The organism is Streptomyces sp. NPDC091412 (assembly GCF_044756885.1).
GTDB lineage: Bacteria > Actinomycetota > Actinomycetes > Streptomycetales > Streptomycetaceae > Streptomyces.
This window is the reverse complement of record NZ_JBIVTV010000005.1, coordinates 47,687-72,557: the sequence shown is the minus strand read 5'-3', so window position 1 is coordinate 72,557 and position 24,871 is coordinate 47,687. Positions and strand designations below refer to the sequence as shown.

The window sequence follows — 24,871 nt, the reverse complement described above, 5'->3', positions numbered from 1 at the left end:
AGAGTAGCTTGATCGTACTTGACTGTAATCAGTCGAGGGCGGTTGACTGCCCACACACCCACCGCCGATGCGAGGCAAGCCATTGACTCCCGACCTGCTCGCTCCCCTCGACCTGGCGTTCTGGAACATCGAGTCCGCCGACCACCCCATGCACCTCGGCGCCCTCGGGGTCTTCTCCGCCCACTCGCCGACCGCCGGCGCCCACGCGGCCGACCTGCTGGCCGCCCGCGCGGCCGCCGTGCCCGGCCTGCGCATGCGGATCCGGGACGTGTGGCGGCCGCTCGACCTGCGCCGGCCCCTCGCCCAGGCGCTGCGCCCGCCGCTCGGCTTCGGCGGCGCCGCCCGCGAGCCCGACCCCGGCTTCGACCCGCTCCACCATGTCCGGCTGCACGCCCCGGCCACGGACTTCCACGCCGAGGCGGGCCGGCTCATGCAGCGCCCGCTGGAGCGCAACCGCCCGCCCTGGGAGGCGCACGTGCTGCCGGGCGAGGACGGCGTCTCCTTCGCCGTGCTGTTCAAGTTCCACCACGCCCTCGCCGACGGCCTGCGCGCCCTGACCCTCGCCGCGGCCGTTCTGGACCCCATGGACATGCCCACCCCGCGGCCCCGTCCGGCCGCGCCCGCACGCGGTCCGCTGCCCGACGTCCGCAAGCTGCCCGAGGCGCTGCGCGGCGCCCTGTCCGACGTGGGCCGCGCCCTGGACATCGGCGCCTCGGTCGCCCTCTCGTCCCTCGCCACCCGGTCCACCCCGGCGCTCACCGCCGAGCCCACCGGAACCCGCCGCACCGCCGGCGCGGTCGTCGACATCGACGACGTGCACCTGGTCCGCAAGGCCGTCGGCGGCACCGTCAACGACGTGCTGATCGCGGTCGTCGCCGGCGCCCTGCGGCGCTGGCTCGACGAGCGCGGCGAGGGCACCGAGGGGATCGCGCCCCGCGCCCTGATCCCGGTCTCCAGGCGCCGCCCGCGCACCGCCCACCCGCAGGGCAACCGGCTCTCCGGCTACCTGATGGAACTCCCCGTCGGCGACCCGGACCCGCTGCGCCGGCTCGGCGCCGTGCGCACCGCCATGGACCGCAACAAGGACGCCGGGCCCAACCGGGGCGCGGGCGCGGTCGCGCTGCTCGCCGACCACGTGCCCGCCCTCGGCCACCGGCTCGGCGGACCCCTGGTCGCCCAGGCCGCCCGGCTGTGGTTCGACATCCTGGTCACCAGCGTGCCGCTGCCCGGCATCGGCCTGAAACTCGGCGGTCACCCGCTGACCGAGGTCTACCCCTTCGCGCCGCTGGCCCGCGGCCAGTCCCTGGCCGTCGCGATCTCCACCTACCGCGGCCAGGTCCACTACGGGCTCGTCGCCGACGCGCAGGCCGTGCCCGACCTGAACCGGCTCGCCCGCGCCGTGGCCGAGGAGGTGGAGACCCTGATCACGGTCTGCGGATCCTGATCACCGCGGTTTGGCCTACGGGCCCGGCGCTGCCGTAAAATCCCCGGTTCGAAAGCGGACGCGAGTCGGAGCGCCGCACGGGTGATCAGGGAACGGCAGCGCGATGACGGTGACAGACGAGGGCTCGACGGCCACGGACGAAGTGGTGTACGGGCCCGGTATCGACCCCGAACGCCTGGCCGTGTGCCTCGCCGTGCTCCAGGAGCTCGACGGGATCGACGTGGACCACCCGGACGCGGTCGCCGTGCGCCGGGCCACCTCGCACATCTACCGCACGGTCAAGCAGCGCCGCCGCCAGGAGCGCCGGGCCGCCAAGACCGCGAACGACAAGACGGTCACGGAGGCCACGGCCACCGGCTCCGCGCAGCGCATCGACGACGAGACCGAGGGCATCCTGCCCTCGTCCGTGACGCGCGCGGGGCAGATCGCGGGCATACTCCAGCGCCCGCGCTCCTGCTACGTCTGCAAGACCCGCTACGTCGAGGTCGACTACTTCTACCACCAGCTCTGTCCGCGGTGCGCCGCCGAGAACCGCGCCCGCCGGGACGCCCGCGCCGACCTCACGGGCAAGCGCGCCCTGCTCACCGGCGGCCGAGCCAAGATCGGCATGTACATCGCGCTGCGGCTGCTGCGCGACGGCGCGCACACCACGATCACGACCCGATTCCCCAATGACGCCGTCCGCCGCTTCAAGGCCCAGCCCGACAGCGACGAGTGGATCCACCGGCTGAAGATCGTCGGCATCGACCTGCGCGACCCGGCCCAGGTGGTGGCCCTGGCCGACTCGGTCGCCGCCGAGGGGCCCCTGGACATCCTGATCAACAACGCCGCCCAGACCGTACGGCGCTCCCCGCAGGCCTACAGCGAGCTGGTCGCCGCCGAGTCGGCCCCGATGCCGGCCGGTGAACTGCCCGCGGCCGAGGTGATCGGCACGTTCGGCTCCGGGGCGGTCGCGGAGCTGCCGGTGGCGGGCGGTGGCGCGCTCACCGCCCAGGACGTCACCGACCTCGCGCTGGTCTCCGGCTCGGCGTCCCTGGAGCGGATCGCCGCCGGCACGGCCATCGACGCCGGCGGGCTGGTGCCCGACCTGCACCACACCAACAGCTGGATCCAGGCGGTGGAGGACGTCACGCCGGTGGAGCTGCTGGAGGTCCAGCTGTGCAACTCGACGGCGCCCTTCATCCTGATCAGCCGGCTGCGTCCGGCGATGGCGGCCGCCGCGGCCCGCCGCACCTACATCGTGAACGTCTCCGCCATGGAGGGCGTGTTCAACCGCGGCTACAAGGGTGCCGGCCACCCGCACACCAACATGGCCAAGGCCGCCCTGAACATGCTCACGCGCACCAGCGCCGAGGAGATGTTCGAGAAGGACCGCATCCTGATGACGGCCGTCGACACCGGCTGGATCACCGACGAGCGCCCGCACCCCGACAAGGTGCGCATGGCCGAGGCCGGCTTCCACGCCCCGCTCGACCTGGTGGACGGCGCCGCCCGCGTCTACGACCCGATCGTCCGCGGCGAGGCGGGCGAGGACCTGTACGGCGTCTTCCTCAAGGACTACGCGCCGGGCAAGTGGTGAACCGCCGGCCGGGACGGCCCTCAGGCTGCCCGGCCGGGTCCCTTCCGACGTCGTGTCAGTCCACGGTCCGCAGCCGGTAGTTGCCCGCCGCGAGGAGCTCCAGGACCGTGCGCCAGTCCTCCAGGACGCCGGCGTCGAAGCCGGTGGTGCGGGCCTCCTCGGCCGCCTGGCGCAACGACAGCGCGTCCTCGTCGGACTCGTCGGGCAGACGGCCGCCGGCGGGCGCCGCGTGCCGCCGTACGAGGCGGGAGACGCGCCCGCCGAGCAACGCGTGCACCGCGTCCGCCGCCGGGTCGGACGCACCGGTTCCGCCGCCCGGCCGCAACAGCCGGCCGATGCCGTGGATCAGGCCCGCCACCTGGAGCTCCTTGTCGGCCGGATGGTGCCGGCGCAGCAGGGCGGCGGTGCGCAGGGCGTGGGCGCGGGCGTCGGGCGGGCAGGCGTACAGCAGGTCCATGAGCTCCTCGGCGCTGCGCAGCTCCATGCGTCGGTCCTCCCGCGAGAAAGCCGTCGTGGTGGGTCAGCAGATCATGGCGAGCTTGCGGCGCGGCCAACGGAACCTGAACTGTCCCACGGGTGTGCCGGGTAGCCCTCAGGGATGAATCCCGCCCGGCACATGATGCGACAAATCGCCCCGTAAGTGGTCCAATCAACACGCGCGACGTCAGATAGTTACCTGCTCTTTGCAGCCCCATCGAGCAGGGGTCCGCTCATTTGGTTAATCTGGGGTGGACGGACAGCGACTAGGGGTTCCATCCACACCCATGGTCCGTCCCGGGGCAAGCCGGTGCACCACGGCCTGCTCGCACCTCAGTTGCCGACGCCACCGCGTCCGAGATGCCAGAGAACCAGACCCGAGCGGGCTTCGGGCGGCGCGGTGCGTACCGGCCGCATGCCCCGAGGGTGACCGACACATAAGGAGTGCGCGGTGACACCGGAGAAGACGAATCGCGAGCAGCGCCCCAACGAACGCACGGAGCGCGCGGGCCGACGGCCCGCAGACCTGGGCAGCCTCGACGTGTGGGCCCGCTCCGCCCCGATCCGCCTGGCGGGTTACGAGGACGACCTGGCCGAGCCGCACATCCTGCCCAGCGTGGACTGACCGCCAGAAACCGTCGCGATCGCCGACCGCATGGGCGTGCCAGACTCACGCCCATGCTGATCAGAGAAGCCGCGGCCGAGGACTGGCCGCGGATCTGGCCCTTCTGGCACCGGATCGTCGCCGCCGCCGAGACCTACGCCTGGGACCCGGACACCTCCGAGGAGGATGCCCGGGCCCTGTGGATGAGTCCCGCCAAAAGCGTGTACGTCGCCGAGGACGACACCGGGGCGGTCGTCGGCTCCGCCTATGTCACCCCCAACTACGGCGGTCCCGCGGCCCGCGTCGCCAACGCGGGCTTCATGGTCGACCCCGACCAGGCCGGACGTGGCATCGGCCGTGCCCTGGCCGAACACGTCCTCGAGGCCGCGACGGCCGCCGGCTACCGGGCGATGGTCTTCAACGCCGTCGTGGAGACCAACCCCGCCGTCGGGCTGTGGACCTCGCTCGGCTTCCGGATCCTCGGCACGGTGCCGGAGGCGTTCGAGCACCCCCGGCACGGCCTGGTGGGCCTGCACATCATGTACCGGGCCCTCTAGAGCGGGCCCTGCGCGTCCGGGGCGGCCCTACACGTCCGACGGCAGGTCCGCCGTCCGGGGCCACGGGCGCAGCCGCTCGATCTGCTCCGCCAGGTCCAGCAGGTCCGCCTCCGAGCCAGGACGGCCCACCAGTTGAACGGCGCACGGGGCGCCCGAGGGCAGCGTGCCGAACGGCACCGCCATCGCGGGCCATCCGGTCAGGTTCCACGGCGGGGTCATCGGCGAGTAGGAGGTGTCGGCCAGCACGTTGCGCAGCCAGCCCCGCTCGTGCCAGGGCCCGGCCTGCGGGGAGCGGCGGGCCAGCGCGGGGGTGAGCAGCACGTCGTACTCGGCGAAGAACGGCTCCATCCGCCGCCGCAGCGCCTCCCGCCGCGTATCCGCGCGCACCCCGTTCAGGAACCGCCGCCCCACGGCCGCGTGCACCCGGGTGCGCCGGGCCAGCCGCCGCGGGTCCAGGCCCGCCGCGTCCACGGCCGTGCCCGCCGCCCAGTGCCGCAGAGCCGTCACGCCCAGCGACATCGGATACGGCGGCTCGGCCCGGCGCACCCGGTGACCGGCCCCGGCCAGCAACCGTGCCGCGTCCCGGGTGGCGACGGCGTAGGGCCTGCTCACGCCCACCCCGGCGAGCGGGCTGCGCACGGACACGGCGATCGTGCGCGGGGCCGCCTCCCGACCGCGTGCGACCTCGGTGCCGGTCAGTACGGAGAGCATCAGCCGCGCGTCCTCGACGGTCGTGGCGAGCGGCCCGTTCTCGGCCATGCCGAACCAGTCGCCTTCGCCGATACCGGCGGGCACCACCCCGTGACCCGGCTTGATGGTGACCAGGCCGCAGTTGGCGGCCGGGATGCGCAGCGAGCCCATGCCGTCGTTGCCGAGGGCGATCGGGACCATGCCGGCGGCGACCGCCGCCGCGCTGCCGCCCGAGGAGCCGCCCGCGTTCCGGGTGGTGTCCCACGGGTTGCGGGTGGTGCCGTGAACGCCCTCCGTGGTGCCGAAGACGCACAGCTCGGGCACGTTCGTCACCCCGACGACCACCGCGCCCGCCGCCCGCAGCCGGGCCACCGTGACATGGTCGTCGACGGCCGGAGTGTCCGAGGTCGCGGCCGAACCCACCCGGCTGGACTCGCCCCGCACCGCCAGGTTGTCCTTGACGGCCACCGGGACTCCCGCGAGTGGCAGCCCGGCCAGATCGCCGCGGGCCGCCACCTCGTCGGCCTCCTCGAGCGCGGCCCCGGCACGGACCGCGCGGAAGGCGCCGACGCGGCCGTCGAGCCGCTCGATACGGGCGAGGTGCTCGGCCACCACCTCGCGGGGCGTGGCCCGCCTCTCGCGTACGGCGGCGGCGATCTCGGCGGCACTGCGGCCGGCCCAGCTGGTCACGGGCGCTCCTCGGATGGGGGGCGGGCGGTTTCGTACTCGCGAGTACGCAGGGAGAACTGTGCCCGGCGGCGGGTGCCGCGTCGAGAGGCGCCCGTCGCGGAAAGGCCGGTGCAGCGGCGTATGCGGCCCGTCCGAGTGGGTCTAAGGTCGAAGGCAGAGGACGCGTACGAGGGGAACCGGTCGGCGATGGCACAGGACGAGGCCGTGATCGGCTGCACGGGGGAGCTTCTCATCGGAACGCGCGGTTCCGCCGGTCCGGGCGAGATCCTGGTACGGGTCAGAGGCGGTTCCGAGACCTTCCTCGCCTGGTCGCAGGAACCGCTGCCGATCGGTGCGACGGTGCTCGTGGTCGAATCACGCGGATGCCGTGAGGTCGACGTCATCGCGTGGGGCGACCCCTTGGAGAGATTGCGGGACGATCCTGTAGAGCGGGGCTGATCCGGGCTGATCCGGACTAAGGAGAACAAGACCATGTTCGGTTACCGCGTTCCCGCCCCCGACGAGGCGATGCTGATCTCCGGAGGCAGGCGGGGACTGGGCGGCGCGCCGTTCCGGGTGGTGACGGGCCACGGCAAGTTCGTGCTCCCTGTCTTCCGCAAGGTCCGCTTCCTCACCCTGTCCATGTGCGAGTCCGAGGTCGTCGAGACCTGTGTCACCAGGCAGGGCATCGCGCTGCACGTGCGCGCCGTCATCGCCTTCAAGGTCGGCAACGACACCGAGAGCATCATCAACGCGGGCCAGCGGTTCCTCTCCGACCAGGACCAGATGTCGGTCCTGACCGGCCGGATCTTCGCCGGCCACCTGCGGGCCATCATCGGCTCGATGACGGTCGAGGAGATCGTCACCGAACGGCAGAAGCTCGCCGCCGAGGTGCTGGACACCTCGAAGACCGAGATGGCGAAGATCGGCCTGATCGTGGACTCGCTGCAGATCCAGTCGATCGACGACGGGGACACCGGCTACATCGACGCGATGTCCGCGCCGCACAAGGCGGCCATCCGGCGGCAGGCCCAGATCGCCCAGGCCCAGGCCAACCAGGCGGCCGCCCAGGCGGAGCAGGAGGCGGCGCGCCAGCAGGCCGAGTACGCCCGGCAGACCGCGGTGGTGAAGGCGGAGTACTCGGCCGAGGTGGACCGCGCCCAGGCACGGTCGGCCCAGGCCGGCCCGCTGGCGCAGGCACACGCCCGGCAGGAGGTGCTCGACGCCCAGACCGAACTCGCTCAGCGGCAGGCCAGGCTGCGCCAGCAGGAGCTGGTGGCCGAGATCGTGAAGCCCGCCGAGGCCGAGGCCGAACGCGTCAGGGTCCTCGCCGCCGCCGAGGCGCAGCGGATGAAGATCCAGGCCGAGGCCGCGGCGTCGTTCGACCGTGTCGCCCTGGACCGGATGCTCATCGACCAGCTGCCGCTGATCGTGAAGGAGGCGGCGGGCGGCCTCTCCGGGGCCAACGTCAACGTCCTGAACGGCGCCGACGGACTTGGCGAGATCGCGGCCGGTCTGGTCGCCCAGGGTCTGACGATCCTGGACTCGGTCCGGCAGAACCTGAACGGCCACGGCGACCGGAACTCCGGCGGCGCCCGGCCGGAGGAGGGCGACGGCCGGCTCGCGCTGAGGGGCCCGAGCGCGCCGCGGCCGGACACCGGGGAAGCCGAGCCGCGCGAGGACACGGCCGACGGGGAACGGCCGGACCCCCGAACCCGCTGATGCCCGCGCCGGGCCCGGACCGCCGCCCGCCCACCCCACGGAGCGTCCCGCATGCATGACGACCGCGGCCTGGTCGAGGCCCGCCTCCGGCGGGTGCTCGACGAGCGCATCCGTCCCGCCGTGTATCCCGAGTCCGTCCCGCTGGAGGTGGCGGTGTGGCACGCGCCCGGCGAGCCCGTACCGGTCGCCGAGGGCCTGGCCGCCGAGCCCGAGCCGATCGAGGTGGGCAGCCGGTGGGGTGCGCCGTGGGGCACCAGCTGGTTCCGGGTGACCGGCACCGTGCCCGAGGCATGGGCCGGGAGAACCGTCGAAGCCCTGCTCGACCTCGGCTTCGACGAGAACATGCCCGGCTTCCAGTGCGAGGGCCTGGTCCTCCGGCCGGACGGCACCCCGGTGAAAGGGCTCAACCCGCGCAACCAGTGGGTCCGCGTCGGTGCCCCCGCCCTGGGCGGCGAGGAGGTGCGCCTGCACATCGAGGCCGCCTCCAACCCCGTCATCCCCGGTTTCCTGCCCACCCCGCTGGGGGACCGGGAGACGGCGGGCGACGAGCCGCAGTACACGCTCACCCGCATGGACCTCGCCGTGTTCGACGAGAACGTGTGGCAGCTCGTCATCGACCTGGAGGTGCTGGGCGAGCTGATGACCGAGCTGCCGGCGGACTCGCAGCGCCGCTGGGAGATCCTGCGCGCGGTGGACCGGGCGCTCGACGCGGTCGATCTCCAGGACGTGAACGGCACGGCGGAGCGGGCCCGCGCCCGGCTCACCGAGGTGCTGGCCGCGCCCGCCGCCGCCTCCGCGCACCGGATCAGCGCGGTCGGGCACGCCCACATCGACTCGGCGTGGCTGTGGCCGCTGCGCGAGACCGTGCGCAAGGTGGCCCGCACCGCCTCCAACATGACCGCGCTGCTCGAGGACGAGCCGGAGTTCGTCTTCGCCATGTCCCAGGCCCAGCAGTGGGCGTGGCTCAAGGAACGGCGACCCGAGGTGTGGGCGCGGGTGAAGAAGGCCGTGGCCGACGGGCGGTTCGTGCCGGCCGGGGGCATGTGGGTGGAGGCCGACACCAACATGCCCGGCTCGGAGGCGATGGCCCGGCAGTTCGTGCACGGCAAGCGGTTCTTCCTCGACGAGTTCGGCATCGAGAACGACGAGGCATGGCTGCCCGACACGTTCGGCTTCGCCGCGGGACTGCCGCAGATCATCAGGGCGGCGGGCTCCACCCGACTGCTCACACAGAAGATCTCCTGGTCACGCACGAACGCCTTTCCGCACCACACGTTCTGGTGGGAGGGCATCGACGGCACGCGGATCTTCACCCACTTCCCGCCCGTCGACACCTACAACTGCTCCATGGCGGGCGCCGAGATCGCCCACGCCGCACGCACCTTCAAGGACAAGGGCGCCGCCCGGCACTCCCTCGCCCCCACCGGCTGGGGCGACGGAGGCGGCGGCACCACCCGGGAGATGGTCGCCAAGGCGGCCCGGCTGCGCGACCTGGAGGGCTCCGCGCGAGTGGTGTGGGAGACACCGCGGGCCTTCTTCGACCGGGCCGAGGCCGAGTACCCGCAAGCCCCCGTCTGGGTCGGTGAGTTGTACCTGGAGCTGCACCGCGCCACCCTCACCAGCCAGGCGGGGACCAAGCAGGGCAACCGGCGCAGCGAACACCTGCTGCGGGAGGCCGAGCTGTGGGCGGCGACGGCGGCCGTTCGCACCGGATTCGCCTACCCCTACGAGGAGTTGGACCGGGTCTGGAAAACGGTGCTGCTGCACCAGTTCCACGACATCCTGCCCGGCTCCTCCATCGCCTGGGTGCACCGCGAGGCGCGGGACACGTACGAGCGGATCGGCGGGGAGCTGAACCGGATCGTCGAGTCCGCCCAGCGCGCCCTGGCGGGTGAGGGCGCCACACCGCTGGTCTTCAACGCGGCCCCGCACGCACGGGCGGGCGTCCCGGCCGGCGGCGCCGCCACACCGGCCGCCGGGGGAAGCACGGAGCTGAGGCCCCGCGCGGGCGGCGGACACGTGCTGGACAACGGTCTGCTGCGGATCGGGATCGACGACCGCGGCCTGGTCGTCTCGGCGTACGACATCGAGGCCGGCCGGGAGACGATCGCACCGGGCCGGGCCGCGAACCTCCTCCAACTGCACCCGGACCTTCCGAACATGTGGGACGCCTGGGACGTGGACGAGTTCTACCGCAACACGGTCACCGACCTCACCGACGCCGAGTCCGTCACGGCCGGAGAGGACGGTGCCTCGGTACGGGTCGTACGGTCCTTCGGGGACTCCCGGGTCACCCAGGTGCTGTCGCTTCCGGCGGGGGAGCGGCGGCTGGTGCTGGACACCGAGGTGGACTGGTACGAGACGGAGAAGTTCCTCAAGCTGGCCTTCCCGCTCGACGTGCACGCCGAACGGTACGCGTCGGAGACGCAGTTCGGGCACTTCTACCGGCCCACCCACACCAACACCTCCTGGGACGCGGCCAAGTTCGAGGCCTGCAACCACCGCTTCGTGCATGTGGCCGAGCCCGGCTGGGGCGTCGCCGTCGTCAACGACTCGACGTACGGCCACGATGTGACCCGCACGGTCCGCACCGACGGCGACCGGGGCACCACCACCACGGTCCGGATGTCCCTGCTGCGCGCCCCGCGCTTCCCCGACCCCGAGACCGACCAGGGCACGCACCGCTTCCGGCACGCCCTGGTGCCCGGCGCGGACATCGGGGACGCGGTCCGCGAGGGCTGGCGGATCAACATGCCCGAGCGGCGGCTGACCGGCGGCGGGGAGGTGGCTCCGCTGGTGACGGTGGACGAGGACGCGGTGGTCGTGACGGCGGTGAAACTGGCCGACGACGGCAGCGGTGACGTGGTGGTCCGCTTCCACGAGGCCCACGGCGGCCGGGCGGGGGCGACCCTGACGGCCGGGTTCGAGGTCGCTGACGTGACGGTGACGGACCTGCTGGAGCGGCCCCTGCCCGAGACGGCCGAACCGGAGCGGGACGGCGGCCGGATCGCCGTGCGGCTGCGCCCGTTCGAGCTGATGACGCTGCGGCTGCGGCGCGCGTGAGGCCCTGACCCGGGGGCGGCGCGGCGGGATCGTGCCGTGCCGCTCTTTCCCGGTGAGGTGCGCGGACACGATGATGTGGCGATGACACGAAGAGTGGTGCCCGATCACTCCTGGGCCGCCCAGCCGGATCCCCTGCTGGCATTGGCCGAACGGGAGTTGACGTTCTACACCCGGTCCTGTGACCGGGCCAGGCGGCTGCACCGGGGCACGGAACTGGGCGCCCTCGCCACCACCTCGGTGACGGTCGTCGCCGCCGGTCTGCACGCACCGGCCTGGCTGACCGCGGTGATCGCGGGCGGTGCCGTGTTCTTCACCGGCATGCGGCAGCTGTTCGACCCCGGCTCCCGCTGGGTGCTCACCGCGCGGGCACGCGAGACCCTGCGCAGGGCCGTCGACCGGTATCTGCTCCTGCCCGAACCGGAACGCGACGCCGCGGCCCGGCAGACCCTGCGGACAGTGATCGAGGAGGTCGGCGCCGATGAACTGCGCGAATGGTCCGAGTCCCGGACCCGCAGTCCGGAACCGCCACTGCCGGCCCCCGGCCCCTGAGTACGACCGGAGTCCAGGCCCGACCTCGCGAGTTCCCCCGCCACCGACCGAAAGGCCATCCGTGTCCGCGACGCCCGCCCGCATCACCGCGGCCGACACCTACGACATCCGCTTCCCCGCCTCGTGCGCACTCGACGGCTCCGACGCGATGAACCCGGACCCCGACTGCTCGGCGGCCCACGTCGTACCGCGCACGGACGCCGACGACGGACCCGAGGGCCATGCCGCCGCCCCCGATCCGACCGCCGAACGGGCCGCGCCGGAAGCCCGCCGGCCCACCGGTCGCCTGGTCCCCGCCGGAGTCACCACGGCCGTCGCGTACTCGGCGAGCCCGCCGTCCGGTGCCACCACCGGCACCGCCCTCGCCCTCGCCGTCGACGGCGGCACGCGGGGCCTGCGGCCGCGCCGGGAGGCCCGGTGAGGACGCTGGGCGGGAGCGGGGTCGAGGTCAGCGCCCTCGGCTTCGGTGCCGCCGCCATCGGCAACCTCTACACCGAGGTGGACGAGGAGCAGGCACGGGCGGCCGTGGCCGCCGCCTGGGAACAGGGCATCCGCTACTTCGACACCGCCCCGCACTACGGCCTCGGCCTGTCCGAACGCCGGCTCGGCGCGGCCCTGCGCGGCCTTCCCCGGTCGGCGTACACGATCTCCACGAAGGTCGGCCGCCTGCTCGAGCCCGCGGACCCGGGCGGGAGCGACCTCGCCCACGGCTTCGCCGTGCCCGCCACCCACCGCCGGGTGTGGGACTTCAGCGCCGACGGGGTACGGCGCGGTCTGGAGGCCAGCCTCGAACGGCTCGGCCTGGAGCGCGTCGACGTCGTCTACCTCCACGACCCCGACGACCACGCCGAGCAGGCCTTCCGCGAGGGCTACCCGGCGCTGGAGGAACTGCGTGCCCAGGGCGTGGTCGGAGCCATCGGGGCGGGCATGAACCAGTCGGAGATGCTGACCCGCTTCGTCCGCGACACGGACGTGGACGTGGTGCTGTGCGCCGGCCGGTACACCCTGCTCGACCAGCGCGCCCGGACGGAGCTGCTGCCCGCGGCCGCCGAGCGGGGCGTGTCCGTCGTCATCGGCGGCGCCTTCAACTCCGGCCTGCTGGCGGATCCCAGGCCCGGAGCCACGTACAACTACGCCAGTGCGCCACCGGAGTTGGTGGATCGAGCCTGGCGGATGAAGGCGGTTGCCGACCGCCACGGCCTCACCCTGCGGGGCGCGGCCCTGAGGTTCTGCGCCGACCACCCGGCCGTGGTCTCCGTCCTGGTCGGTACCCGCTCCGCCGATGAAGTCCGCGATTGCGCCGAGCGGTTCGCCACACCTGCGCCTGCCGCCTTCTGGCAGGAGCTGAGAGACACCGGACTGCTGCCCCCGGAGGAGCCGCCACGAGGGGCGACGCCGTGACGGTGGACGCCCACCACCACGTCCGGGACCTGACGGCGCGTGACCACGCCGAGGTCCTCGCCGCGGTCCGGGAGCTGACCTCGAAGACCGCCGCCGAACGCGGGGCGGTTTTCGAGGGGAGGGCGCTGTACGGACTGTGACCGGGCGGGCGCGCCTCAGCCGAGTTCGTAGTCGAACCAGATCCGGTGCGTGCCGTCCGCGTCGACCCGCAGGCCGCCGGTGCCGGTGATCCCGGCCAGCTCGCCGGTGCCGCTCGCGGGGACGACGGTGAAGAACTCGGCCGTGCGGTCGGTGCCCGTCGTCGTGGCCGAGTGGACGAAGTTGAAGGCGCCCTGCCGCTCGTGCAGGGTGCCCTCGAACGACTCCATCGCCACATACGTGCCGACTCCGGACTCCTGGTCGTACGCGGCGGTGAACAGGGTCGCCGCACGGCCGGTGATCTCGCCCTCGAAGTGCTTCTCCAGCGTGGCGACGCCGACCGGGAGGGCGGTGGAGACGTCCGGGTCCGGCTTGAGACCGGTGGGGTTGAACGACTTCACGGTGAAGGTACCCGTAGCTCTCATGCCCGTGACCGTACCGTCCGGGTCCGACAACGGGGGGCCGGTCACGGCTCCCGGGCGCCTGCCGCCAGCCGGGTCGGCGGCAGGAAGTCCCGCACATAGGTCCGGTCCCAGCAGGCACCGGTGGCCCGCAGCTGCCGCCAGGTCGTGTAGTGGTAGCGGAAGAGCCGGGCGCGGACGTAGCGCGGGGGCTCGTCGGGTGGGAAGGGGGAGCGGCGCAGCAGCCGGAGGGTGTCGCGGTCGTTCTCCAGGAGCCGTTCCACCAGCGCGCCGAACCAGACGCCCGCGTACGCCGGGGACAGCGCGGCGAACCACATCATCCAGTCCAGGCGCAGATGGTAGGGCGCGAACTGGCGCGGCCAGTGCCGGGGATCACCGGGCTTGCCCCGGAACTCGTACTCCCGCCACTCCGCGTCCTCGTGGTCCTCGTCCAGCGTGCCCTCCACCACCACCTCGTAGCGGACACGGCTGACGCTGCCGAACGCGCCGTAGGTGTTGACCAGGTGCAGCGGGTCGAAGGAGCGGTTCATGACCTGCCGGCGGGAGACCATGTTCACCACCGGGCGGTAGCTGAGGAACACCACCAGCACGGCGACGGCCAGCACCACGACCTCGTACCACAGCGGCGCGGCCGGCAAGGACGGCGCGTTCCCCGGGAAGCGGACCGCGGACAGCGCCAGCACGATCGTGATCCAGTTCAGCCAGGCGAAGTTCCCGGACAGCACCAGCCACAGCTGGGTGACGATCATCAGCGCGGCGCCGGCCGTGGCGATGGGCTGCGGAGTGAACAGCAGGAACGGCACGATCAGCTGCGTGACATGGTTGGCGGCCACCTCCGCCTTGTGCAGCGGGCCCGGCAGATGGTGGAAGAACCAGCTCAGCGGGCCCGGCATGGGCTGCGTCTCGTGGTGGTAGTGCAGACAGGTCAGCTTCCGCCAGCAGGCGTCGCCGCGCAGCTTGATCAGCCCGGCGCCGAACTCGACACGGAAGAGGATCCAGCGCAGCAGGAACAGCACGACGACGGGCGGGGCCACCTCGTCGTTGCCGAGGAAGACCGCGAGGAACCCCGTCTCCAGCAGCAGCGACTCCCACCCGAAGCCGTACCAGGTCTGCCCGACGTTGACGATCGACAGGTACAGCGCCCAGGGGACGAGCCACAGCAGCATGCCCGCCCACAGCGGCACCAGCGAGTCCGCGCCCGCGACCAGCGCCGCCGACACCGCGCACCCGGCCCAGGCGACGACCGCGAAGAGCCGGTCGGAGTAGCGCAGGTGGAACAGGCTCGGCGCCCGGGTGAACGGCACCCGCTGGAGGAAACGGGGGATCGGCAGCATGCCCCGTTCGCCGAGCAGCGCCCGGAACTGGAGGGCCGCCGTCAGGAAGGCGACGAGATACACCACGGCCAGCGCCCGCTGGAAGACCAGCCGGCTCAGCCAGTACTCGGGTGCGGTGAACCAACCCACGGTCGAGCGCTCCTCTCCTCTCGTCCTCCGGGAAAGTCACGGGCCCCGGCTACCCCACCCCCGGCTCGAAGAATCAGCCGATCCCTGGCAAGGTGTCCCCATGGCTGAACAGGGAGCCCCCGCCCTGTCGCTCCCGGAGGACTGGCCCGCCACCCCGGATCCCATTCTGGCGCTCAACGGGATGGGCACCTTCGACTGGGATTTGGACGCCGGGCTCGTACACCTGGACGCCCAGGCCCACCGGATCTTCGACCTCACCCCCGGGGAGGACGACCGCCGTCCGGGCACCGTGGGCCGGCGGCTGCTGCGGTCCGAGCGTGAGCGCCTGGACGCCCTGGTGGCCCGGGCGATGAAGGAGGGCCGCCAGAACTACGGCACCTACGTCCGCCTGCGCCTGCGCGACGGCGGCCTGCGCTGGGCCCACGTGCAGGGCTACATCCAGCGCGACGGGACGGGCCGGCCGCGCAGGATCACCGGGATCCTCCGCGACGCCTCCGAGGAACTCGGCGACATCGCGGCCCGCGGGGAGCGGGCCGCCCACGCCGCGGCCCGGCGCAAGCAGACCAACGTCGTGGAGACCGCCACCGCCGCCCTCGCCCACGCGCGCACCGTGCAGGACGTCATCGACGTCGTCAAGGACTCCCACGGGCTGGCCCTCCTCGGCTCCAAGAGCCTGGTCCTCGGCCTGGTCGAGGCCGGCCGCATCCGGCTCGTCGCCGAGGGTCCCGAGGGCTCCTCCGTGCCCGGCACCCGCGTCACCCGGATCGACGAGCCCTACCCGATGAGCGAGGCCGTGCGCACCCTCAGCCCCCGCTTCATCGAGTCCCCCGAGGACTTCGCCGAGCGCTACCCCGTCCTGTGGCCGCACATCACCGGACTCGACATCACCTCGGCGGCCTATCTGCCGCTGATCGCCCAGGCCCGCCCGATCGGCGGCATGGGCCTGCTCTACAGCGACCGGCGGGGCTTCACCTCGGAGGAGCGCAACGTACTGATCGCCCTCGGCAGCAGCATCGCGCAGAGCCTCCAGCGGGCCATGCTCTACGAGCAGGAGAAGGACCTCGCCCAGGGCCTGCAACAGGCCATGCTGCCGCGCACCATCCCCAGCGTGCCCGGCGCCGACGTCGCCGTCCGCTACCGCTCCGGCTACGCGGGCGGCTCCCTGGGCCGGGACATCGGCGGCGACTGGTACGACCTGATCCCGCTGCCCGGCGGCCGGGTCGGCGCCGTCATCGGCGACGTCCAGGGCCACGACACGCACGCCGCCGCCGTCATGGGCCAGCTCCGTATCGTGCTGCGCGCCTACGCGGCCGAGGGCCACGCGCCGGCCACCGTGATGGCCCGCGCGTCGGTCTTCCTGCACGAACTCGACACGGAGCGCTTCGCCACCTGCCTGTACGCGGAGGCCGACCTGTCCACCGGCGTGGTCCAGCTGGTGCGGGCCGGGCACATCGACCCGCTGGTCCGGCACAACGACGGAAGCTGCCACCGGGTCGCCGTCGACGGGGGGCTGCCGCTCGGCCTGTCCGCCGAGTTCGGCAGCCTGGAGTACCCGGTCGGCACCATGGAGCTCGATCCCGGGCAGTCCCTGGTGCTGTGCACCGACGGCCTGGTCGAACAGCCCGGCGCCGACCTCGACGACGGCATGCGGGCCCTGGCACGGTCCGTCGCCGCCGGACCCGGCGACGTACGGGACCTCGCGGACCGGCTGATCGCGATGGCCGAGGCGCGGGGCGGCGACGACGACGTGGCCCTGCTGGTGCTGCGCCGCCGGGTGCCGGCCGAGCGGCAGCCCGTCGGCCGGCTCCAGCAGTACGTGCCCCCCGGCGATCCCGAGGCCCTGACCCGGGCCCGGCACATGATCCGCACGGCGGTGCGGGACCGGGGCGCCGAGGAAAACGCCTACGAGATCGAACTCGTGGCCGACGAACTGATCACCAACGCCCTGATGCACACCGAGGGCGCCGCGATCGTCACCCTGCGGGACCTCGGCGGCCCCGACCGGCGGCTGCGGATCGAGGTCGAGGACACCTCCAGCGCCCTGCCGCGCCGCCGCGATCCGGGAGAGGACGGCGTCTCCGGCCGGGGACTGCTGCTCGTGGACCGGCTCACCGACGTGTGGGGCGTGGAGGCGCGCGGCGGCGGCAAGTGCGTGTGGTGCGAGTTCGCGGTCCCTGATCAGAGGTGAGAGACGAGGGCTGGGAGCCGGGAGCCGGGAGCCGAGGCGTCCGGCGCACCGCATGGCGCCCCGGGCCCGCGGTGGCACTCTGGACCTATGCCGGAACTGCCCGAGGTCGAAGCGCTCAAGGACTTCCTGGCCGACCACCTGGTCGGCCACGAGATCGTGCGCGTGCTGCCCGTCGCGATCAGCGTGCTGAAGACGTACGACCCCCCGGTCACCGCCCTCGAGAGCCGCGAGGTCACCGCGGTGCACCGGCACGGCAAGTTCCTGGACCTGGGCACCGACGGCGGCCCCCACCTCGTCACCCACCTGGCCCGCGCGGGCTGGCTCCAGTGGAAGGACCGTCTGCCCGACGGCGCGCCCCGCCCCGGCAAGGGCCCGCTCGCCCTGCGCGTCGCCCTGGAGAACGGCGCGGGGTTCGACCTCACCGAGGCAGGCACTCAGAAGCGGCTCGCGGTGTACGTCGTACGGGATCCGCGGGAGGTGCCCGGTGTGGCCCGCCTCGGTCCCGACCCGCTGGCCGACGACTTCGACGAGGACCGGTTCGCCCGGCTGCTCGCGGGGGAGCGGCGGCAGATCAAGGGCGCCCTGCGCGACCAGGGCCTGATCGCGGGTGTCGGCAACGCCTACAGCGACGAGATCCTGCACGCGGCGAAGATGTCCCCGTTCAAGCTGGCCGCCTCCCTGACGCCGCGGGAGACGCGAACCCTGTACGAGGCGCTGCGCACCACCCTGACGGAGGCGGTCGCGCGCTCCAGGGGCCTGGCGGCCGGACGGCTGAAGGCGGAGAAGAAGGGCGGCCTGCGCGTGCACGGCCGGACCGGCGAGCCCTGCCCGGTGTGCGGGGACACCATCCGCGAGGTGTCCTTCAGCGACTCCTCGCTCCAGTACTGCCCGACCTGCCAGACGGGCGGGAAACCGCTGGCCGACCGACGCCTGTCCCGGCTGCTCAAGTGACGGATCAGCGCGCGTCGAGGGTCACCAGGGGCTGTCCGTCCGCGGTGCGCACCTCGAAGCGGTCGATCTGGCCCGGATGCATCGTCGTGCCGCCCGCCACCGTGCTGGGTCGCACGTCGTGCGGGGGGACGTTCCAGGTGGTCACGATCTGCTCCGAGCCGTCCCGGCCGACCACGACGAGCCGGCAGGTATGGGGGCCCGCGCCGTCCTTGACCCGCACCTCCACATCGCTGCCCCAGTCCCGGTCGGCGGCCCTGACCTCGGCCCACACGCCCGTGGTCGCGTCGGTCGCCGAGTACCGGGCGGGCCCGTCGTGGTGCCCGGCGACGGCGGCGACCGCGGGTCCGCCCACGGCGAGCACCACCGAGGCGGCCAGCCCGTAGAGGACGCGCCGGCGTCCGGCCCGGCGCCGCCGCGCCACGTCGCCGAGCAGCCGGTCCAGCAGCGCGGGGCCGGGCCGGGTCATGGGGTGCACGAAGCGCGGCGTGGCCCGCCGGTACAGCATCAACTGCCGCGCCGTGGGTCCGAACTCGGTGACCTGCGCCGCGCAGCGAGGGCACTCCATGAGGTGGTCCTCGAAGCGGAAGGCGTCCGCCTCGTCCAGCATGCCGAGCGCGTACGCGCCGACGTCGCGATGCCGTTCCAGGGACCTCATGCCGAATCCTCGTGCCTGTGAGTGCGGGTGGGGTTACTCCTTGCTCCCACCCGTACGCACCCGGCACCGGATTCACTCAGCCACGTTCCGAATCGTAATCAAGACGTTCGGAGCCGCCGGTCCCGCGGATTGGTCGGACTCCGGGAAAGATCTAGAAGAGGTGGATGGCCAGATGCCCGAGGGGCAGTCCGAGCCGCCACGCGGGCGTCCACACCTTCGGTCCCTCGTCCTCGCCGACCACGCCCGCACCGCCCGGCACCGCGTCCAGATCGGGCGCGAGCAGCTCGGTCTCCTCCAGCCAGCGCCAGGCCGCCCCGGCCAGCGCCAGGTCCGGCGAGGGCACCCCGCGGGCGTGTGCCTCGGCCGCGAGGCAGGCCATCCGCTCGCACACCCAGTCCTGCCACGGCTGGTCGTACGCGGTCAGCGACAGCCAGGTCTCCAGCTGGGAGACCACCCGGACACGGGAGAGCTCGCCGCCGGTGTCGGAGAGGAAGATGGTGAGCGCCAGCGCGTCCCGCCCGGCGCGGAACTCGAACGACGTCGGCGGCATCAGATCGCCGGTGCGCAGCAGTTCGTCGGCGATGTACTCGGCGTACAACCAGGCCATGGGGACGGCCAGTTCGCCGCCGCCCTGGCCGTCCGTGCTCTCGTGACCTCTGTGCAGCATCCCTTCCTGCCTTCCTCCGGTGCGCGCTCCTCGCCCGACCCCGGGTCCCGGGATCATGCCCCCTGTCGGAACACGGATGAGGACAGCCGATTACTCAACAGCGGTCCACGGCAAGGCGCTTTACGGAGGTTTGACTCGGCAGTCGGTTTCACCGCAGGTCGGCCGCGTATCCCGGAAGCATTCGGCGCAGGGCGCGCAGCGCGTAGTACGCGCGGGACTTCACGGTACCGGGTGGGATGCCCAGGGTCCGGGCGGCCTCCGCCACACTGGCCCCCCGGAAGTACACCAGCACCAGGACTTCACGGTGCTCGGGAGTGAGTGTCTTCACAGCCTCCCGGACGTCGAGCGTCGCGGCGGACCGCTCGGCGTGGTCGGCGATGACCCGCGCGTTCTCCAGGTCCGCGTCCCCGACCTCGGGCGGCCGGGCCTGCCGGGCGCGGCGCGCGTCGATCGCGAGCCGGCGTGCCACGGTCAGCAGCCACGGCCGCACCGAGTCGAAGGCGTCGGCGCGCAGCGCCTCGGGGTGCTGCCAGGCGCGGACGAGCGTCTCCTGGAGCAGGTCCTCGGCGCGCTGGCGGTCGCCGTCGCACAGGCGCAGCAGCAGTGCGAAGAGCGGTCGGCCGTGCTCGCGTTGCAGTGCGGCGAGCTCGTGCTCGGCGGTCGTCGTCCCGTGCGGGAGGGTGGTTCCGGCCGTCATGGCCGTATGGCATCGCAGGGGGTCGCACGGGGACAGGGCGCGCGCACTGCTGTGCGACGGACGGTCGATCGCGTCGACGAACGGTACGACGAACGGTCCGTCAGGCCCCTTGTTGCACACGAACGGGCTAACGAAGCCCCGATACCGTTTGCGAAAGCCGTCAGATTCGTACCCATTTGTCTGTCCATACGACCGCCTTGGGGTGAACTGATGATCGCACGCAGACAGCAGGTGTCCCTGGTCGTGACGGCCCTCCTCACCGCGGCCGCCGCCTGCCAGGCCCACCAAAGGGAAGAGCAGCACCCTCCGCCCGGACGAGCCGCCCCGGCCCCGGACTCCGCGACCGCGCCCGGCGCGTTCACGCTCGTCGCCTCCGGCGGCATCCTGCCCGAGACCCCGGTGCTGGAGCGGGCCGCCTTCGACGCGGGCGGCTCGGGCCACGACTTCCGTCCGATGCTCGAAGGCGTCAAGGACATCGTCTCCCGGGCCGATCTGGCGCTGTGCCAGCTGGGTACCGTCTTCGGCGCGAACGCGCCGTACACCGGCGCCCCGAGCTACAAGACCCCGCCCGAACTGGCGCCGTCCCTCGCCGCGGTGGGCTACGACAGCTGCGCCACCGCCTCCGAACACGCCCTGGACGACGGCGCCGACGGCGTCCGGCGCACCCTGGACGCCCTCGACGAAGCCGGGCTGCGGCACGCCGGTACGGCGCGCGCCGACAGCGAGTCACGCGGCACGCTCCTCCAGGCCGGGCGGGCCGTGGTCGCCCACCTCGCCTACACCTACGGGACGAACGAGGACCTTCCACCCGATCAGCCGTGGGCCGTCCGCGTGATCGACGAGAAGCGGATCATCGAGGACGCCAGGGCCGCCCGCCAGGCGGGTGCCGAGGTCGTGGTCGTGTCCCTGAACTGGGGCCGGGCATGGCAGGAGGCGCCCGACGCACAGCAACTGGAGCTCGCCCGGAAGCTGACCGCCTCGCAATCCGGCGGCCGGCCCGACGTCGACCTGATCCTCGGCAGCCACGCCCATGTCCCACAGGCCTACGAGAAGGTCAACGGCACCTGGGTGGTCTACGGCCTCGGTGACCAGATCGCCGGCGCCACGACCGACGACAGCGGCCGACGGAACCCGCGCGCCAACCAGAGCACCCTCGCCCGCTTCACCTTCTCCCCGCCCGCCCGGCCGGGCGGGCGCTGGGAGGTGGCCCGGGCCGAGTTCGTCCCCGAGGTGTTCGACCTCGACGCCGGCCGGGTGCTGAACCTCGGCAGGGCCATCGCTCAGGGCGCCGACCTCCAGGGCGTGCGCGACCGGATCCGCACCGCGGTGCTCAGCCGGGGCGCGGCGAAGGACGGGCTCGTCATGGGGGAGTGAGGCCGGTCAGTCGACGTCCACGTGCTCGAAGAGATCGAGCATCTTTTCGAGCACGCGCAGGCAGGCCCGTACCTCGGACTCCGTCAGATCGCCCCCGACCCGGCGCAGCAGCAGGTGCTCGCGGGCCAGCACCGCGGTGATCGCCGCCCGGCCCGCGTCCGTGAGCCGGATCAGCGACGAGCGCTGGTGCGCCGGGTTCGGGACGCTGCGCACCAGGCCGCGGGCCGCCGCGTCGTTCACCATGCGCTGCACGAACTGGCGGCTGATCGCCTGTGCGCGCCCCATCTGCGGAACGGTCATCGGGCCGTGCTTGTGCAGCAGGTCGAGCACGGCCCGTACGCCGACGGACAGCCCCTCGACGGCCTCGCCCTGCTCGACCTTGCGCTGCACCCGCCGGTACAGCGGGCCCATCAGGTCGAACACCTCGGTGAGGCGGTGGCCGAGTTCGTCCGGCGGGAGTGGGGTCCCGGGACCGTCGTCGATGTCGCTGGCGATGTCGCTCATCGCACCATCATGACACCCTGGTTGCCAAACCTCCCGTGGAATGACACCCTGGTTGTCATGACTGCTGCTGCGGATCTGCGTTTCCTCCCTTCCTCCGACGGCGACCTCGCCTACCTCGACACCGGCAGCGGGGACCCCGTGGTCCTGCTCCACTCCGGCTGGGTCGACCACCGCGTCCTCGACGCCCAGATCACGGCCCTCGCCGCCGAGTTCCGGGTCATCGCCCCGGACGTACGCGGCCACGGCTCCTCCGCCAACGCGACCGGGCCGTTCCGGTGGGCCGACGACCTCGCCGCGCTGCTGCGCCACCTCGACGCCGGCCCGGCGGTCCTCGTCGGTGTCTCGATGGGCGGCGCCATCGCCACCGACACCGTGCTGGAGTACCCCGAACTGGTGCGTGGGGTGGTCGCCTGCGGCGCCACCACCAGCGAGTTCCAGTACACCGACCCGTGGGCGCGGCAGACTCAGGCCGAGTCGGCCCGCGCCCTGGGCGCCGGCGACATCGAGGGCTGGCTCGCGTCCTTCCTGCGCTTCGCGCCCGGCCCGCACCGCACCCCGGACGACATGGACCAGGACATCCTGCGCCGGCTGCGCGACATGGCCCTGCACACCCTGTCCAAGCACACCGCCGACGAGAAGAACTGGCATGTGCCCCTGACCGGCACCTGGGACCGCGTGCCGAAGATCGGCGTCCCCGTGCTCATCGTCAACGGCGCCCTCGAAGTACCCGACCTCCTCGCCGAGGCCGAACGCCTCGCCCGCACCGTCCCCGACGGCCGCTCCGTGACGATCGAGGGCACCGCCCACTACCCGAACCTGGAGAAGCCGGAGGAGTTCAACGAGATCGTCGCCGGCTTCGTCCGCGCCCTCCCGGCCCGCTGAACGCCGCCGCGGCCCCCGGCCCGGCGGGCCCTAACGCCGGGCCAGTTCCGAGCGCTTGTACGAGTACCCGAAGTAGACCACGCACCCGATCAGGAACCACACGGCGAACCGCACCCAGGTCTCCCACTTCAGGAACGTGATCAGCCAGAGCGAGAAGACCACACCCAGCGCCGGCACGAACGGCATCCACGGCGTACGGAAGCCGCGCGGCAGGTCCGGCTGCCGGTAGCGCAGCACGATCACCGCCGTGCACACCACCACGAACGCCAGCAGGATGCCGATGTTGGTCAGTTCGGCCGCCTCCGCGATCGGCAGGAACCCCGCGATGACGGCCGACGCCACGCCGACGATCCATGTCACCCGCGTCGGCACGTGCCGCGTGGGGTGCGTCTTCGCGAACCACTTGGGCAGCAGCCCGTCCCGGGACATGGCGAACCAGACCCGGGTGACCCCCAGCATGAACGTGAACATGACAGTAAGAATGCCGATGATCGCGCCCACCGCGATCACGTCCGCCAGCCGGCTCAGCCCCACCGACTTGAACGCGGTGGAGAAGCCGCTCTCCTTGTTGATGTCCTTGTAGTTCTGCATGCCGGTCAGCACCAGACACGCCGCCACGTACAGCACCATCGCGATCGCCAGCGAGTAGATGATCGCCTTCGGCATGTGCCGCTGCGCGTCCTTGGACTCCTCGGCCGCCGTCGACATCGCGTCGTAGCCGAAGACCGCGAAGAACACCGTCGCCGCACCCGTGAACGCCCCGCCGACCCCGTAGGGGAAGAACGGGTGGTAGTGGGCCGTGTTGATGTGGAAGACGCCGACCACGATCACCACCAGCACGACCAGCACCTTCAGCCCCACCACGATCGTCTCGAAGCGGGCCGCGCTGCGGATGCCGAGGTTCAGCAGCCAGGCGATCAGCAGGCACAGGACCGCCGCGAACAGGTCGACCTTGTGCCCGGCGCCGGTGCCGGGCGCGCCCAGCATCCAGGCGGGCAGATGCGCGCCCATGTCCCCGACCAGGAAGCTGAAGTAGCCGGAGATGCCGATCGCGACCACCGCCACGATCGCCGTGTACTCCAGGAGCAGGTCCCAGCCGATGAACCAGCCGGCGAACTCGCCGAGCACCGCGTAGCCGTAGGTGTAGGCCGAGCCCGCCTTCGGGATCAGGCCCGCGAACTCGGCGTACGACAGGGCCGCCGCCGCGCTGGCGACACCGGCGACGAGAAAGGACACCAGCACCGCGGGACCCGCCGTGCCGTTGGCCACCGTGCCGGCGAGAGTGAAGATGCCCGCCCCGATGATGCCGCCGACGCCGATCGCGGTCAGCTGCCACAAGCCGAGTGATCGCTCCAGCCGTGGTCCCTCGGCGGCTTCCGTCTCCTCGATGTGTTCGATGGGCTTACGACGGAGAATGCCCTCACCCATCCGGAGCCCGGCCATGCGTCTCACCTCTTCACAGACGGCAAACGGCTGACGGCGGATCATGATGGCCCAGCACCGCCGGGTACGGAAGACGCCACGGCACGGTCCGGGTGGCGGCCCCCGGCCGCCGGCCGCGGGGTCCGAACGCCGGGAACGGGCCCTACGGAACCACCGTCACCGGCCAGCGTCCCGCCTTCACCAGGCGGATCGCGACCGAGCCGATGATCCGGTGGCCGGCCTGCTCGGAGGCGCCCACCACCACCGCGTCCGCCCGCAGCTCGTCGGCGGCCTTCACCAGACCGTTGTACGGGTCGCCGGGGAAGGTGTGGAACTCCCAGCGGACCTCGAATATCCCCTTCAGCCGCTCCGTGGACTCCCGGATGTACTGCACGAGGTCCTCGGCGATCTCGTCCGTCGTCTCCGCCACCGGCGCCCCGAGCGCCGCCCCCGCCGTCATCACCGGCTGCACGTACACGAGGGCCAGCAGCGCGCCCTGCCGGCGGGCGAGACCGGCGGCGTACGCGGCGGCCCGCATCGAGGAGTCGGAGCCGTCCACGCCGGCGACGATGACCTTCGGCCCGTCCGTGCCCCGCTCGAACCGGTGCGCGTGCCGCTCGTGCTGCTCGTGCTGTTCCGTCACATGTGCGAGGCTATCGGAATCCCCGGTTCCCAACGCCGCGCGGGTCACCTCTCGACGGGCGCCCCGCGCGCCCGGTTCCTACAGTCGGAACCATGAGCGCCACCACGTCA

General features: G+C 72.7%; 24 protein-coding genes and 2 pseudogenes. 16 read left to right on the top strand and 10 right to left on the bottom strand.

Going from position 1 to position 24,871, the window contains the following annotated elements; genetic code table 11:
- Window positions 1-82 precede the first annotated feature (82 nt).
- Window positions 83-1,444 carry a wax ester/triacylglycerol synthase family O-acyltransferase gene (locus ACIQMV_RS15000; RefSeq protein WP_141365947.1) on the top strand — a complete coding sequence of 454 codons (1,362 nt, stop codon included), beginning with the start codon at window positions 83-85 and terminating at the stop codon, window positions 1,442-1,444.
- A 103-nt stretch (window positions 1,445-1,547) separates the two neighbouring features.
- Window positions 1,548-3,023, top strand: coding sequence for an SDR family NAD(P)-dependent oxidoreductase (locus ACIQMV_RS14995; RefSeq protein ID WP_402593002.1), 1,476 nt, complete (start codon window positions 1,548-1,550; stop codon window positions 3,021-3,023).
- A 55-nt stretch (window positions 3,024-3,078) separates the two neighbouring features.
- Here ACIQMV_RS14995 and ACIQMV_RS14990 read toward each other — a convergent pair whose 3' ends face one another.
- On the bottom strand, window positions 3,079-3,507 hold the full coding sequence (locus tag ACIQMV_RS14990; protein WP_402593000.1) for a hypothetical protein: 429 nt from the start codon (window positions 3,505-3,507) through the stop codon (window positions 3,079-3,081).
- 444 nt (window positions 3,508-3,951) lie between these two features.
- On the opposite strand from ACIQMV_RS14990, the gene ACIQMV_RS14985 reads away from it, so the two are divergent.
- Both ACIQMV_RS14985 and ACIQMV_RS14980 read left to right on the top strand, forming a co-directional pair.
- Window positions 3,952-4,125: a hypothetical protein gene (locus ACIQMV_RS14985; protein ID WP_141355952.1), complete on the top strand. Its 174-nt coding sequence runs from the start codon at window positions 3,952-3,954 to the stop codon at window positions 4,123-4,125.
- Window positions 4,126-4,178: 53 nt separating this feature from the next.
- Complete coding sequence (locus tag ACIQMV_RS14980) at window positions 4,179-4,661, top strand: GNAT family N-acetyltransferase (RefSeq protein ID WP_141355951.1); 483 nt, start codon at window positions 4,179-4,181, stop codon at window positions 4,659-4,661.
- 27 nt (window positions 4,662-4,688) lie between these two features.
- Here the strand turns inward: ACIQMV_RS14980 and ACIQMV_RS14975 are convergent, their stop codons facing one another.
- Window positions 4,689-6,041, bottom strand: a complete 1,353-nt coding sequence (locus tag ACIQMV_RS14975; protein WP_402592997.1) for an amidase — start codon at window positions 6,039-6,041, stop codon at window positions 4,689-4,691.
- A 186-nt stretch (window positions 6,042-6,227) separates the two neighbouring features.
- On the opposite strand from ACIQMV_RS14975, the gene ACIQMV_RS14970 reads away from it, so the two are divergent.
- The 8 genes and pseudogenes from ACIQMV_RS14970 to ACIQMV_RS14935 all read left to right on the top strand — a co-directional run bounded on the left by ACIQMV_RS14970 (window position 6,228) and on the right by ACIQMV_RS14935 (window position 12,895).
- Window positions 6,228-6,479 carry a hypothetical protein gene (locus tag ACIQMV_RS14970; RefSeq protein ID WP_141355947.1) on the top strand — a complete coding sequence of 84 codons (252 nt, stop codon included), beginning with the start codon at window positions 6,228-6,230 and terminating at the stop codon, window positions 6,477-6,479.
- Between the two features lie 33 nt (window positions 6,480-6,512).
- Window positions 6,513-7,742: an SPFH domain-containing protein gene (locus tag ACIQMV_RS14965; RefSeq protein ID WP_402592995.1), complete on the top strand. Its 1,230-nt coding sequence runs from the start codon at window positions 6,513-6,515 to the stop codon at window positions 7,740-7,742.
- 51 nt (window positions 7,743-7,793) lie between these two features.
- The gene (locus ACIQMV_RS14960; protein WP_402592993.1) at window positions 7,794-10,805 is read left to right on the top strand and encodes an alpha-mannosidase; all 3,012 of its coding nucleotides are present in this window, start codon (window positions 7,794-7,796) and stop codon (window positions 10,803-10,805) included.
- Between the two features lie 81 nt (window positions 10,806-10,886).
- A complete protein-coding gene (locus tag ACIQMV_RS14955) occupies window positions 10,887-11,354 on the top strand; it encodes a DUF4231 domain-containing protein (protein ID WP_141355943.1) in 468 nt (155 codons plus the stop codon).
- A gap of 61 nt (window positions 11,355-11,415) precedes the next feature.
- Window positions 11,416-11,577 (top strand): annotated as a pseudogene (locus ACIQMV_RS14950) (fuconate dehydratase); the annotation flags it as partial.
- Window positions 11,578-11,580: 3 nt separating this feature from the next.
- Window positions 11,581-11,775, top strand: a pseudogene (locus ACIQMV_RS14945) (short-chain dehydrogenase); the annotation flags it as partial.
- Entirely contained in the window at window positions 11,772-12,755 is a 984-nt protein-coding gene (locus ACIQMV_RS14940) for an aldo/keto reductase (protein ID WP_402592991.1), read from the top strand. The pseudogene ACIQMV_RS14945 and the gene ACIQMV_RS14940, both read left to right, overlap by 4 nt.
- Complete coding sequence (locus ACIQMV_RS14935; protein ID WP_402592989.1) at window positions 12,752-12,895, top strand: hypothetical protein; 144 nt, start codon at window positions 12,752-12,754, stop codon at window positions 12,893-12,895. Before ACIQMV_RS14940 ends, ACIQMV_RS14935 begins: the two co-directional genes overlap by 4 nt.
- 15 nt (window positions 12,896-12,910) lie before the next feature.
- On the opposite strand, the gene ACIQMV_RS14930 is transcribed toward ACIQMV_RS14935, so the two are convergent.
- Both ACIQMV_RS14930 and ACIQMV_RS14925 read right to left on the bottom strand, forming a co-directional pair.
- Window positions 12,911-13,318 (bottom strand): DUF3224 domain-containing protein, encoded by a 408-nt coding sequence (locus ACIQMV_RS14930; RefSeq protein WP_402592987.1) that lies wholly within the window; start codon window positions 13,316-13,318, stop codon window positions 12,911-12,913.
- Between the two features lie 41 nt (window positions 13,319-13,359).
- Window positions 13,360-14,778, bottom strand: a complete 1,419-nt coding sequence (locus ACIQMV_RS14925) for a lipase maturation factor family protein (RefSeq protein WP_402592986.1) — start codon at window positions 14,776-14,778, stop codon at window positions 13,360-13,362.
- 100 nt (window positions 14,779-14,878) lie between these two features.
- Between ACIQMV_RS14925 and ACIQMV_RS14920 the strand changes: the two genes are divergently transcribed.
- Entirely contained in the window at window positions 14,879-16,966 is a 2,088-nt protein-coding gene (locus ACIQMV_RS14920; RefSeq protein WP_402592984.1) for a SpoIIE family protein phosphatase, read from the top strand.
- 87 nt (window positions 16,967-17,053) lie between these two features.
- Window positions 17,054-17,917: an Fpg/Nei family DNA glycosylase gene (locus ACIQMV_RS14915; protein ID WP_402592982.1), complete on the top strand. Its 864-nt coding sequence runs from the start codon at window positions 17,054-17,056 to the stop codon at window positions 17,915-17,917.
- 4 nt (window positions 17,918-17,921) lie between these two features.
- Here the strand turns inward: ACIQMV_RS14915 and ACIQMV_RS14910 are convergent, their stop codons facing one another.
- From ACIQMV_RS14910 to ACIQMV_RS14900, 3 genes are all read right to left on the bottom strand, one after another.
- Window positions 17,922-18,572 (bottom strand): anti-sigma factor family protein, encoded by a 651-nt coding sequence (locus ACIQMV_RS14910; protein ID WP_402592981.1) that lies wholly within the window; start codon window positions 18,570-18,572, stop codon window positions 17,922-17,924.
- 151 nt (window positions 18,573-18,723) lie between these two features.
- Complete coding sequence (locus ACIQMV_RS14905) at window positions 18,724-19,239, bottom strand: hypothetical protein (protein ID WP_402592980.1); 516 nt, start codon at window positions 19,237-19,239, stop codon at window positions 18,724-18,726.
- Window positions 19,240-19,387: 148 nt separating this feature from the next.
- Window positions 19,388-19,936, bottom strand: a complete 549-nt coding sequence (locus ACIQMV_RS14900; protein WP_141355925.1) for a sigma-70 family RNA polymerase sigma factor — start codon at window positions 19,934-19,936, stop codon at window positions 19,388-19,390.
- Between the two features lie 210 nt (window positions 19,937-20,146).
- On the opposite strand from ACIQMV_RS14900, the gene ACIQMV_RS14895 reads away from it, so the two are divergent.
- On the top strand, window positions 20,147-21,310 hold the full coding sequence (locus ACIQMV_RS14895) for a CapA family protein (protein WP_402592977.1): 1,164 nt from the start codon (window positions 20,147-20,149) through the stop codon (window positions 21,308-21,310).
- Between the two features lie 6 nt (window positions 21,311-21,316).
- Here ACIQMV_RS14895 and ACIQMV_RS14890 read toward each other — a convergent pair whose 3' ends face one another.
- Window positions 21,317-21,814, bottom strand: a complete 498-nt coding sequence (locus ACIQMV_RS14890; RefSeq protein ID WP_402592975.1) for a MarR family winged helix-turn-helix transcriptional regulator — start codon at window positions 21,812-21,814, stop codon at window positions 21,317-21,319.
- A 57-nt stretch (window positions 21,815-21,871) separates the two neighbouring features.
- Between ACIQMV_RS14890 and ACIQMV_RS14885 the strand changes: the two genes are divergently transcribed.
- Window positions 21,872-22,696 carry an alpha/beta fold hydrolase gene (locus tag ACIQMV_RS14885; protein ID WP_402592973.1) on the top strand — a complete coding sequence of 275 codons (825 nt, stop codon included), beginning with the start codon at window positions 21,872-21,874 and terminating at the stop codon, window positions 22,694-22,696.
- Window positions 22,697-22,726: 30 nt separating this feature from the next.
- On the opposite strand, the gene ACIQMV_RS14880 is transcribed toward ACIQMV_RS14885, so the two are convergent.
- Window positions 22,727-24,139 (bottom strand): amino acid permease, encoded by a 1,413-nt coding sequence (locus ACIQMV_RS14880; protein ID WP_141355917.1) that lies wholly within the window; start codon window positions 24,137-24,139, stop codon window positions 22,727-22,729.
- A gap of 142 nt (window positions 24,140-24,281) precedes the next feature.
- On the bottom strand, window positions 24,282-24,761 hold the full coding sequence (locus ACIQMV_RS14875) for a universal stress protein (protein ID WP_141355915.1): 480 nt from the start codon (window positions 24,759-24,761) through the stop codon (window positions 24,282-24,284).
- Between the last annotated feature and the right edge of the window lie 110 nt (window positions 24,762-24,871).

Bases quoted from the DNA above. Each gene is read 5' to 3' on its own strand.
- ACIQMV_RS14995 (WP_402593002.1), top strand. From the start codon at position 1,548: ATGACGGTGACAGACGAGGGCTCGACGGCCACGGACGAAGTGGTGTAC.
- ACIQMV_RS14990 (WP_402593000.1), bottom strand. From the start codon at position 3,507: ATGGAGCTGCGCAGCGCCGAGGAGCTCATGGACCTGCTGTACGCCTGC.
- ACIQMV_RS14980 (WP_141355951.1), top strand. From the start codon at position 4,179: ATGCTGATCAGAGAAGCCGCGGCCGAGGACTGGCCGCGGATCTGGCCC.
- ACIQMV_RS14970 (WP_141355947.1), top strand. From the start codon at position 6,228: ATGGCACAGGACGAGGCCGTGATCGGCTGCACGGGGGAGCTTCTCATC.
- ACIQMV_RS14965 (WP_402592995.1), top strand. From the start codon at position 6,513: ATGTTCGGTTACCGCGTTCCCGCCCCCGACGAGGCGATGCTGATCTCC.
- ACIQMV_RS14960 (WP_402592993.1), top strand. From the start codon at position 7,794: ATGCATGACGACCGCGGCCTGGTCGAGGCCCGCCTCCGGCGGGTGCTC.
- ACIQMV_RS14955 (WP_141355943.1), top strand. From the start codon at position 10,887: ATGACACGAAGAGTGGTGCCCGATCACTCCTGGGCCGCCCAGCCGGAT.
- ACIQMV_RS14930 (WP_402592987.1), bottom strand. From the start codon at position 13,318: ATGAGAGCTACGGGTACCTTCACCGTGAAGTCGTTCAACCCCACCGGT.
- ACIQMV_RS14920 (WP_402592984.1), top strand. From the start codon at position 14,879: ATGGCTGAACAGGGAGCCCCCGCCCTGTCGCTCCCGGAGGACTGGCCC.
- ACIQMV_RS14915 (WP_402592982.1), top strand. From the start codon at position 17,054: ATGCCGGAACTGCCCGAGGTCGAAGCGCTCAAGGACTTCCTGGCCGAC.
- ACIQMV_RS14910 (WP_402592981.1), bottom strand. From the start codon at position 18,572: ATGAGGTCCCTGGAACGGCATCGCGACGTCGGCGCGTACGCGCTCGGC.
- ACIQMV_RS14905 (WP_402592980.1), bottom strand. From the start codon at position 19,239: ATGCTGCACAGAGGTCACGAGAGCACGGACGGCCAGGGCGGCGGCGAA.
- ACIQMV_RS14900 (WP_141355925.1), bottom strand. From the start codon at position 19,936: ATGACGGCCGGAACCACCCTCCCGCACGGGACGACGACCGCCGAGCAC.
- ACIQMV_RS14895 (WP_402592977.1), top strand. From the start codon at position 20,147: ATGATCGCACGCAGACAGCAGGTGTCCCTGGTCGTGACGGCCCTCCTC.
- ACIQMV_RS14890 (WP_402592975.1), bottom strand. From the start codon at position 21,814: ATGAGCGACATCGCCAGCGACATCGACGACGGTCCCGGGACCCCACTC.
- ACIQMV_RS14885 (WP_402592973.1), top strand. From the start codon at position 21,872: ATGACTGCTGCTGCGGATCTGCGTTTCCTCCCTTCCTCCGACGGCGAC.
- ACIQMV_RS14880 (WP_141355917.1), bottom strand. From the start codon at position 24,139: ATGGCCGGGCTCCGGATGGGTGAGGGCATTCTCCGTCGTAAGCCCATC.